General features: G+C 62.6%; 9 protein-coding genes and 1 pseudogene. 7 read left to right on the plus strand and 3 right to left on the minus strand.

The window, feature by feature from the left end:
- The first annotated feature begins 6 nt into the window (after window positions 1-6).
- A complete protein-coding gene (locus tag HMPREF2537_RS03380) occupies window positions 7-1,815 on the plus strand; it encodes a BCCT family transporter (protein WP_246820221.1) in 1,809 nt (602 codons plus the stop codon).
- A complete protein-coding gene (locus HMPREF2537_RS03385) occupies window positions 1,816-2,196 on the plus strand; it encodes a hypothetical protein (RefSeq protein ID WP_070525580.1) in 381 nt (126 codons plus the stop codon).
- On the opposite strand, the gene HMPREF2537_RS03390 is transcribed toward HMPREF2537_RS03385, so the two are convergent.
- Both HMPREF2537_RS03390 and HMPREF2537_RS03395 read right to left on the minus strand, forming a co-directional pair.
- Window positions 2,193-2,840: a response regulator gene (locus HMPREF2537_RS03390; protein WP_070525582.1), complete on the minus strand. Its 648-nt coding sequence runs from the start codon at window positions 2,838-2,840 to the stop codon at window positions 2,193-2,195. The two genes, HMPREF2537_RS03385 and HMPREF2537_RS03390, sit on opposite strands and share 4 nt — an antisense overlap.
- The gene (locus HMPREF2537_RS03395) at window positions 2,840-4,009 is read right to left on the minus strand and encodes a sensor histidine kinase (RefSeq protein WP_246820224.1); all 1,170 of its coding nucleotides are present in this window, start codon (window positions 4,007-4,009) and stop codon (window positions 2,840-2,842) included. The genes HMPREF2537_RS03390 and HMPREF2537_RS03395 overlap by 1 nt, the downstream gene beginning before the upstream one ends.
- An 88-nt stretch (window positions 4,010-4,097) precedes the next feature.
- Here HMPREF2537_RS03395 and HMPREF2537_RS03400 point away from each other — a divergent pair, with 88 nt between their 5' ends.
- From HMPREF2537_RS03400 to HMPREF2537_RS03410, 3 genes are read left to right on the plus strand one after another with little or no spacing between them, the layout of a single operon-like run.
- Window positions 4,098-4,886: a PrsW family glutamic-type intramembrane protease gene (locus tag HMPREF2537_RS03400; protein WP_083298960.1), complete on the plus strand. Its 789-nt coding sequence runs from the start codon at window positions 4,098-4,100 to the stop codon at window positions 4,884-4,886.
- Complete coding sequence (locus tag HMPREF2537_RS03405) at window positions 4,883-5,305, plus strand: hypothetical protein (protein ID WP_070525586.1); 423 nt, start codon at window positions 4,883-4,885, stop codon at window positions 5,303-5,305. The genes HMPREF2537_RS03400 and HMPREF2537_RS03405 overlap by 4 nt, the downstream gene beginning before the upstream one ends.
- Entirely contained in the window at window positions 5,302-6,060 is a 759-nt protein-coding gene (locus HMPREF2537_RS03410; RefSeq protein ID WP_070525588.1) for a PrsW family glutamic-type intramembrane protease, read from the plus strand. Before HMPREF2537_RS03405 ends, HMPREF2537_RS03410 begins: the two co-directional genes overlap by 4 nt.
- Here HMPREF2537_RS03410 and HMPREF2537_RS03415 read toward each other — a convergent pair.
- The gene (locus tag HMPREF2537_RS03415; protein ID WP_070525590.1) at window positions 6,008-7,363 is read right to left on the minus strand and encodes a M20 metallopeptidase family protein; all 1,356 of its coding nucleotides are present in this window, start codon (window positions 7,361-7,363) and stop codon (window positions 6,008-6,010) included. The two genes, HMPREF2537_RS03410 and HMPREF2537_RS03415, sit on opposite strands and share 53 nt — an antisense overlap.
- Window positions 7,364-7,425: 62 nt before the next feature.
- Between HMPREF2537_RS03415 and HMPREF2537_RS03420 the strand changes: the two genes are divergently transcribed.
- Window positions 7,426-8,508 carry an alpha/beta hydrolase gene (locus HMPREF2537_RS03420; protein ID WP_070525592.1) on the plus strand — a complete coding sequence of 361 codons (1,083 nt, stop codon included), beginning with the start codon at window positions 7,426-7,428 and terminating at the stop codon, window positions 8,506-8,508.
- A 78-nt stretch (window positions 8,509-8,586) separates the two neighbouring features.
- Window positions 8,587-8,784 (plus strand): annotated as a pseudogene (locus HMPREF2537_RS03425) (HNH endonuclease); the annotation flags it as partial.

Here is an 8,784-nt window from a genome sequence, read left to right on the forward strand (position 1 = left end):
CACGACATGCACCCCGGCTTGGTCCCCGGTATCGGTGTGGAGGATCAGCGCAACGCTTTCAGGCTCGATAAAATCACTTTCTTCAGCACGGCCACGTTCGTCGTAGCTTTCATCATCTGGGGCATTAGCTCACCAGAGTCCGTCTCGGCGGCATCTTCCGCTGCCTTTTCCTGGGCCATCACCAACGCCGGATGGTTGCTTAACATCACCATGATGCTGGCCGTGGCGACCATGCTCTACATCGGCTGCTCCCGGCTAGGGCGCATCAAGCTCGGCACCGATGATGAAGAACCCGAGTTTGGCTGGTTCAGCTGGGTTGCCATGATGTTTGGTGCTGGCATCGGCGTCGGTATCTTCTTCTATGGTCCTTCGGAGCCGCTCTCGCACTACATCACGCCGCCGCCCCACACGGTCGACGGCAACAGCGTCGAGGCCCTGCACCAGGCCATGGCCCAGGCGCACTACCACTGGGGAATCTCGCCCTGGGCTGCCTATGCCCTCGTCGGCGGGGCAATCGCTTATTCTTCCTACCGCCGCGGGCGCGTTCCGCTGGTGTCTTCGATTTTCAAGCCGCTGTTTGGGTCCCGCGATACCGACGGCCCACTGGGCAAGCTTATCGACGTCCTCGCTCTCGTCGCCACGCTCTTCGGCACCGCCGCCACGCTGGGGCTTTCCGCCATCCAGATCGGCCAAGGCGTCTCCATCATCCGCGGCGCCGGCCCGTTGACCAACTCCGTGCTCATCGTAATCATCGCTGTTCTCGGCTGCGGTTTCATCATCTCGGCGGTCTCGGGTGTCTCCCGCGGTGTGCGCTACCTCTCCAATTTCAACATCACGCTGACGCTGGGCTTGGTCATTTTTGCCTTCTTCACCGGTCCGACCTTGCTCCTGCTTAACCTCGTGCCCTCCGGCATCGTCACCTACATCGACCAACTTTTACCGATGATGGCCAAAGGCCTATCCCCCTGGGGCGATGAGACCATCGAGTTCCAGTCCTACTGGACCGCCTTCTACTGGGCCTGGTGGATTGCGTGGACGCCGTTCGTCGGCATGTTCGTGGCCCGCATCTCCCGCGGCCGCACGCTGCGCGAATTCACAGCCGTCACCGTCTTCGCCCCCTCCCTCATCCTCATTTCGGCCTTCACCATCTTCGGCGGCACGGCCATTACCTTCCAGCGCGAAGAACTACCCAACTTTGATGGCTCGGCCTCCGGCGAGCAGGTTCTTTTCGCCATGTTCGACAACCTGCCGCTGAGCAGCATCACGCCCTTCATCCTGATCACCGTTCTGGCGGTCTTCTTCATCACCTCTGCGGATTCCGCTTCGGTCATCATGGGAACCATGTCCTCCAAGGGCAATCCCGCCCCGAACAAGATCATCGTCATTTTCTGGGGCCTGTGCATGATGGGCATCGCTGTTGTCATGCTGCTGACCGGCGGCGAAGACGTACTCACCGGCCTGCAGAACCTGACCATCCTCTCGGCGCTACCCTTCTGCATCGTGCTGCTGGTCATGATGGTGGCCTTCATCAAGGACCTGCGCTCCGACCCGGTATTCATCCGCCGCGCCTACGCGCGCGCCGCGGTAGAAAACGCCGTCGTGCGTGGCATCGAGGAGCACGGCGATGACTTCGAGCTATCCATCGAGCACGCCGATGACGGCCGCGGTGCCGGCTCCGACTTCGACTCCTCAGCGCACCGCTATACGGACTGGTACCAGCGCACCGATGAAAAGGGTGAGAACGTCGACTACGATTTCGACACCGATACCTGGGCCGACGGCTACGACCCGAGCGCTGAGCAGAAGGAGAAGTAAATGGGGCTCCCAGACGACGTCGTCCTTGACGGCTATACCCTTATCGAACAGCACGAAGTGGACCACGAGTTCCTCATTAATGGCTCGCCGCTCGCCGTGGATACGCCTCTGCTTTTCGCACTCACGATTGTTGGTGTTCTCCTCGTGGCGGCCAGCTTCTTCCTGCGCAGTACCCGCCGCTTTATCACCGGCCTCCTCGGCGCGGTCCTGACTCTCACGAAGCTGTGGTGGATGCCCATCGCACTGGCCCAACAGTTCAACGACAGCCAGGTCTTCGGCTATACGCTCAAGTACTACCCCCAATACTGGCCGGCGGCCTCTGCCATCGTGGTCGTCATCGCTATCATCGGCATCTTTTCCGCCTTCCTCCGCCGACGCTAACGCGATTCCAACACCGCGATCGCAATGTGCACCCGATTGGTACCGCCCAGTTTGTCCAAGATGTGCTTGATGTGTGTCTTCACCGTGGTCACGGAGACGTAGAGCTGTCCGGCAATCTCTTGGTTATCCAAACCTTGGGCCACGAGTTGTGCCACTTCGTTCTCGCGCCGGCTTAGGCCCTCTAGCGGGCAGGGCTCAACCACCTCCACCTCTGCCGACGCTGGCTCGGGACGCTTGAGCGCCAGGAGGTTCTTCAGGGCCTGCGGGCTCAGGAGCTGCTGCCCCGTGGCAGCGGCCCGAACCGCAGAGACCAGGCCCTCCGGCTCGATGGTCTTGAGCAAAAAGCCCATTGCCCCAGCATGCAGCGCATCCACGATGAACTCGTCGGTGTCAAAAGCGGTGAGCATGACCACCGGTATATCCGGAGCACTTGCGCGCAGCTGCCCTGCCGCCTCGATGCCGTCCATGACGGGCATGCGGATATCCATGAGGACAACATCGGGCCGCAGATCCGTCACGCGCGCCACGCCGTCGCGGCCATTGCTGGCCTCGGCCACCACCTCGATGTCCGACGCACCCTCCAAGATGAAGCGGATACCGCGCCGCAGCGCTTGTTCATCATCAACCAACACCACTGAAATCATTACGCGTGTGCCTCCTCCGGTAGCTCGAGGACCCAGGTGAAGGTGGAGGCGTCGTCAAGCACTGTGAAGGTGCCTCCCGCCAGCCGGGCGCGCTCCTCCAACCCCAGCAGGCCGTTGCCGCCACCGGACTCTGGCTGCTCCGCCACCTTCTTATTCTGCATGGTCACCCGCACCTTATCCTCCTCGTTCTCCACGGTGAGCGTCACCTTCTTCCCCGGCGCGTACTTGCGCGCGTTGGTCAGCCCCTCCTGCACGGCGCGGCCCAGCGTGTGAGCGGCAAGGGTACTCAGCTTATCGACATCCCCCTTCTTATAGCGCACCTTCGTCCCCGCCGCGCGGGCGCGCCCGATGTGCTCCTCGATGCTCGCGCGCGGATCCACGCGGTCATCCACGCGCAGCGCCTTGATCACCCCGCGCAGGTCCTCCACGGCGGCCTTCGCCTCCGTCTGGATGGTGTCTGCCGCCTCGGCGACCCGCTCCGGGTCGGCGTCCTTGCGGTAGCTCAGGCCACCCGCGTACACGGAGATGAGGCTGAGGCGGTGCGAGAGGGAATCGTGGATATCGCGCGCAATGCGGTTGCGCTCCTCCAGACGGGCGCGCTCCTCGCGCGAGCGCAGCTGGTCCTCGTTGAGCTCAGCCAGGCTCACCAGCGTGACCTCGCGCTGGCGGCGCTGCGCGCGCACCGAGCCCGTAATCCAGGCAACGATAAGAAAGAGGCTTTCATAAAACACGTAACCAAAGGGATCGAAGATGTTCATCCGAATGTAAGGCACAGAGATAACGGTCACACACGAGGCCACGAAGACCGCCGTCCCCGCCAGGGACCACCGCAATCGGCCGCGCGAGATGATTGAAATCAACACCACCAGCACTGACAGCGACAATGGGCGAAACCCGCCTAGTACCAGGACGAGCAGAGCCGCAACCAGCACCACCGGGTGGCCGGGGTACTCCTCGTGGATGTTGCGCTCCCGCCGTGAGTGGTGCAGGGCGAAGGGCAGCAGAATCCACGTGGCGAAGCTAAATAGACCCATCAAGCCCAAAACAAGGGCTTCCTGATCCGTCCCCTCGAAGTTTTCGATATGGGGGATCCATGCCGCCAAATCCGCCACCACGCAGAGCAGAATGAGCAGCACCGTGATCCACAGTGGTCGCGTCTTTCTCGTCATGGTTGCCACGATAGTTCTCCCTGCGTTCCGGAAAATCCTCCCTGCGGAGGATACCGGCACCCCGGGCGCGGTTCATAACCTAAACCGCATGAGAAGAACACAGACTTTGTACGAACTGCTCACCGCCGCCGGACTGGTGTTCACCGCTTATAATTTCTCCCACGGCGCTTTCGTCACTACCAGCGCGCTCGCCGCAGTGTTGTACGCGGCCGTGGCAATCGGTCTCACGCTGCTGATTCTGCGCAAGCACCCGGGCATTGCGCACGGGGTGGTGTGGGGTATTGCGGTCTCCACTGTCGCCGGCCAGCTCAACGAGCACATGAACCACCTCCTCATCCGTACGGTCCCGGACTGGCTGGTCATCGCTGGAATCGCCCCGCTTAACGAGGAAGTCCTTAAATTCCTCGGCGTCGTCTTCATCTGCACCTGCGTCATCCGGCCGCGCCACTGGGCGGACTACGTCTTCGTCGGCGTGGCCGTGGGCATGGGCTTTAGCGTGACCGAGAACGCCATCTACTACGCCAACATGACACTGGAGAACCTCGATTCTGATCTCAAGGGAACGCTTCTGGGGCTCCTTGCCCGATTCATCGCGAACCCGCTCATGCATTCCTTCTTCACCGCAATCGCGGCTTACGGGCTCTCCCGCCGGCAACCGGTGCGCTGGTTGCTCATCGCCATGGCGGTGCACTTCACGGCTAATTTCGGCCCGTCTATCTCTACCGCGTTTGACGACGCCCTATGGCCCATCTTCCCCACCTTCCTCATCCTCATCTGCCTGTGGGTCACCACGATTGTCAGCATCGTAAAGCTCCGCAAAATCCTCCCTGCGGAGGATACCGGCGCAAACCCGCAGTTCGTAGGGTCAAAAGCATGAGAAACACACTAATTTATTCCTGCATCGGCGTCCTCGCCGCAGTACCGCTTGCCGACGCCCTCCTCCCCGACCCCACTCCCGACACCACCCCCGTGCGCGGTATCCCGGGGCTTGAATGCCCGGAGGATCCGTACGCTTCCTCGCAGACCTGGAACTGCGGGAGCGCGACCATCATTTCTGAGGAAGGCAGCTCCTCCCACGAAGTCGAGACCTACCTGCCGCGCCAGCACCGCTCCTTCAACGGGACCAGCGCGCTGACCGACGCCCCAATCACCACCCAGGCTGCCGAGCTCTACCGCGTCGAGGACGGCGACGGCATCACGCTGTCTCAGCGGCACAACAACACCATCTCCTTCCTCCACATCTACGGACCGAAGGCAAGTGACTTCGCCGACCGCGTGCAGCCGGAGGACGCATGAAGTACCTGTACTACCTGCTGACCCTCGGCGCGTTGGGGGTGACCGTTGTTCACTACACCCATGAACCCTTTCTGCCCGCCAGCGCGCTGACTGCGGTGGCCTTCGCCGCCGTACTCGTCTCCCTCGCGCTGTTCTTCCTGCGCCGCCGCCCAGGAATTGCGCACGGCGTGGTGTGGGGCTTTGCTGTCTCCGGGCTCGCGGTGGAACTCAATACCAACATGACTCACCTTCTCGCCCGCGTTGGCTTGGACTGGCTGGGCGCTGCGGGGTATGCGCCGCTCATCGAGGAAGTGCTCAAGTTCCTCGGTGTGTTGCTTATCTGCACCTGCGTCATCCGGCCCCGCAGTTGGCTCGACTACGTCTTCGTGGGCGTGGCCGTGGGGATCGGCTTCACTGTGGGTGAGGACGCCACCGCCTTCGCGCGCATGACGGCGGACAACCTCGACTCGGATAGCTCCGGTGTAATCGCGGCGGTGGTCATTCGCCTGGCGTCCAACCCGCTCTCCCACTCGCTGTTCGCTGGGCTCAGCGCCTACGGTCTATCCCAGAAGCAGCCGGTGCGCTGGCTCATTATCGCCATCGCGGTGCACACCACAAAGAACCTCTTCCCGTCGTTAAGCACTGCGTTCGACGCCGCCATCTGGCCCCTCCTCGCCGGCATGGTCATCGTGCTAGCCGAATGGGTAGCCACCATCTGGGGCACTATTGCGCTGCGGAAGAAGGCGGCTGCGCATCCTGCACCGGCGCACGCATAGCCTTCGTGGCCGGCGAGGGGTGCGCATCCTCGGCGGCGAGGCGCTCAAAAGCCACCGCCGCCAAGGCTGCGGCTTGGTCTCCCAGGACGGAATCATCGAAGCGCACCTGCGGTGAGTGGTTCCACTCGCGCATGTGCTCCGGGGTGTGCTGATCTCCCGTACCGAACCACATGAACGTGCCCGGAACCTGGGCGAGCACCGCGCCAAAATCTTCCGAAGCCATCATCGGGGTGTCCATGGTGAGCACGTTTTCCGCACCAAACATCCCGGCCCACAGCGATGCCGCGAATTGATCCTCGCGCGGTGACGTCTTCGTCGCCGAATACAGGACCTCAAAGTCCACCTTCGCGGTACAACGATGCGAGGCCGCCACAGAGCTGGAGACTTCGATGATCATCTGGCGCACGGCGTCGATGTGTTCGTCGCGAAGCACGCGTACCGTCGCTCCCAGCTCCGCCTTGTCCGGGATGACGTTGACCGCGCCGTCGCCCGCGCGCAGGTTGGTCACCGTGATAACAATCGGCGAGTTCGCATCGAAACGCCGGGTCAGCGCCACCTGCAGCGCCACCTGAATCTCCGCCAGAGCCGCAACCGGATCGATCGCATCGTGCGGGCGCGAGCCATGCCCGCCCTTGCCGTAGACGGTGATACCCAGGTTCGAGGAGGAGGCCATCATCGGGCCGGCGATGTGGTGGAAGGTGCCCCGATCCTGCGGTCCGACGTGCAAACCGTAAGCGGCAATCGGGCGGCGGCCGGCGGCGTCGAGCACGCCCTCATCGATCATCGGCTGCGCACCGCCCGGGCCCTCCTCGCCCGGCTGGAACATGAAGATGACGTCGCCCAACAACTCCTCGCGGTGGCGGCACAGCATTTTCACCGCGCCAATCAGTCCGGCCGTGTGCAGGTCGTGGCCGCAGGCGTGCATGTTGTTATTCGTCGAAGCAAAGGGACTGCCCGTCTGCTCGCGCACCGGAAGGGCGTCCATGTCTGCGCGCAACAACACCGACACCGGGCGCTCACCGCGCTTGCCGCCGCGCAGGACCGCGACGATCGAGCTGAGGTCACGGCCGAGATGAATCTCCAACGGTAGCCCTTTAAGAGCTTCGAGCACCTTCTCCTGCGTGCGCGGCAGGTGCAAACCCACCTCCGGGTTCTGGTGCATATCGCGGCGGAAGGCCTGCAACTCCGGAAGCAGCTCCCGGCCTTCCTCCACGAACACGTGGCTGGCCAACCGCTCCCCCAGCTTGGCCGAAACCATCGGAAGCGGTGGCAATTGCTGACGGTGGCGCGGGGCCATCTTCATGGTGTCATCCTTTCCGAGCATGTGCGCCGAGCATACCGGAAACTGTATTAATGTAGCAGTCTATGAAACTTCTCTCTGCGCTTCTGAGCAGCGCACTTCTCATGTCCTCTGCCCCTGCCTACCAGGAATCTAGCCGCGATGAGCAATCCTCACGCTGGGGCGTGGACGCAACGTTCAGCATCATCAACGCCATGGGTTCCTCCTCACACCTTCTCACTGATCTGTTCACATCGGAACAGGAGGGCTATCCGTACCCGGTGGATGCGTCGATAAGCACGGCGTCCGTTGTCTCCCGCACGCCGACTGATGAGCCCGGCCGTGAGAAGTGGCTGGTCTCCTCGCCATCCATGGGCCGCGAGATTCCCGTCGACGTCGTCCTCGGCAACGGTGGACCGGTGGTGTATTTCTTGGAAGGTGTCGACTCCCCGGAAACCTCCAACTGGATCACCAAGGGGCATCTGAAGCGCGTCTTTGGCGACTCCGACGCCAGCATCGTCATCCCCTCCCAGGGCGCTGGTTCCATGTGGACGGACTGGAATCAGGATGACCCGAAGCTGGGCCGCCACAAATGGAACACCTTCGTCACGCAGGAGCTCGCGCCGGTGGTTGAGGCGGAACTGAACCACAACGGCAAGCGCGGAATCATCGGACTATCGATGGGCGCGTCCGGCGCGGTCATGATGGCCAACAACCACCCGGGATTCTTCGATGCGGTGGCGGGTATTTCCGGCTGCTATTCCACGACGAGCACGGTGGGCCAGGGAGCGGTTGACCTGACGGTGGGCAGCCTGGGCGGCAACCCGCGGAACATGTGGGGCCCGCACGGTTCAGCGGACTGGGTGCGCAATGACGTCGTGGCTAACCCGGCGGGGTTGCGTGGTACTGCGCTGTATCTCTCCGCTGCGTCGGGGGCGTGGTCGGATGAGGAAATGGCGGCCTACGCCAATAAATCCCTCGACGACCGCATTGGCGGAACCTTGTTGGAGGCCGGCTCAAAGCGTTGCACGGAGGAGTTTTCCGCCGCGCTTGACGACGCCTCCCTCCCCCACACCACCGACTACCTCGACGCCGGGGTGCACGACTGGGTGATGTTTGGCAAGCAATTGCAGCCGGCGTGGGATGCGATTAAACCGGCGCTCTACTAACGACGTCTCCCCACCCCTGAGCTGGGTGTTTCTTCCTCCGGTTGCGGGGCACATGGTGCTGGTTTAGTCTCTGTGGCCATGGGGGATATTGAAACCTACATCCGCCTACGCAACTCGGGGATTGCGCTGGTGGAACATATACCTGGCACACCCGATGAGCTCCGCGCGCTCGGAGCTTCTGCCTCCGATGCTGCCGAGCTTGCAGGCCTGCACCAGGTCTACTTCGGCCCCACCCGCTATACGGGTAAACAACGCAAAGCCCGCGCCGCCGCTCTT

It is taken from the genome of Corynebacterium sp. HMSC074E01 (assembly GCF_001808885.1).
Taxonomy (GTDB): Bacteria; Actinomycetota; Actinomycetes; order Mycobacteriales; family Mycobacteriaceae; genus Corynebacterium.

Coding starts and splice junctions, on each gene's coding strand:
- HMPREF2537_RS03380 (WP_246820221.1), top strand. CDS start 7: ATGCACCCCGGCTTGGTCCCCGGTATCGGTGTGGAGGATCAGCGCAAC.
- HMPREF2537_RS03385 (WP_070525580.1), top strand. CDS start 1,816: ATGGGGCTCCCAGACGACGTCGTCCTTGACGGCTATACCCTTATCGAA.
- HMPREF2537_RS03390 (WP_070525582.1), bottom strand. CDS start 2,840: ATGATTTCAGTGGTGTTGGTTGATGATGAACAAGCGCTGCGGCGCGGT.
- HMPREF2537_RS03395 (WP_246820224.1), bottom strand. CDS start 4,009: ATGACGAGAAAGACGCGACCACTGTGGATCACGGTGCTGCTCATTCTG.
- HMPREF2537_RS03400 (WP_083298960.1), top strand. CDS start 4,098: ATGAGAAGAACACAGACTTTGTACGAACTGCTCACCGCCGCCGGACTG.
- HMPREF2537_RS03405 (WP_070525586.1), top strand. CDS start 4,883: ATGAGAAACACACTAATTTATTCCTGCATCGGCGTCCTCGCCGCAGTA.
- HMPREF2537_RS03410 (WP_070525588.1), top strand. CDS start 5,302: ATGAAGTACCTGTACTACCTGCTGACCCTCGGCGCGTTGGGGGTGACC.
- HMPREF2537_RS03415 (WP_070525590.1), bottom strand. CDS start 7,363: ATGAAGATGGCCCCGCGCCACCGTCAGCAATTGCCACCGCTTCCGATG.
- HMPREF2537_RS03420 (WP_070525592.1), top strand. CDS start 7,426: ATGAAACTTCTCTCTGCGCTTCTGAGCAGCGCACTTCTCATGTCCTCT.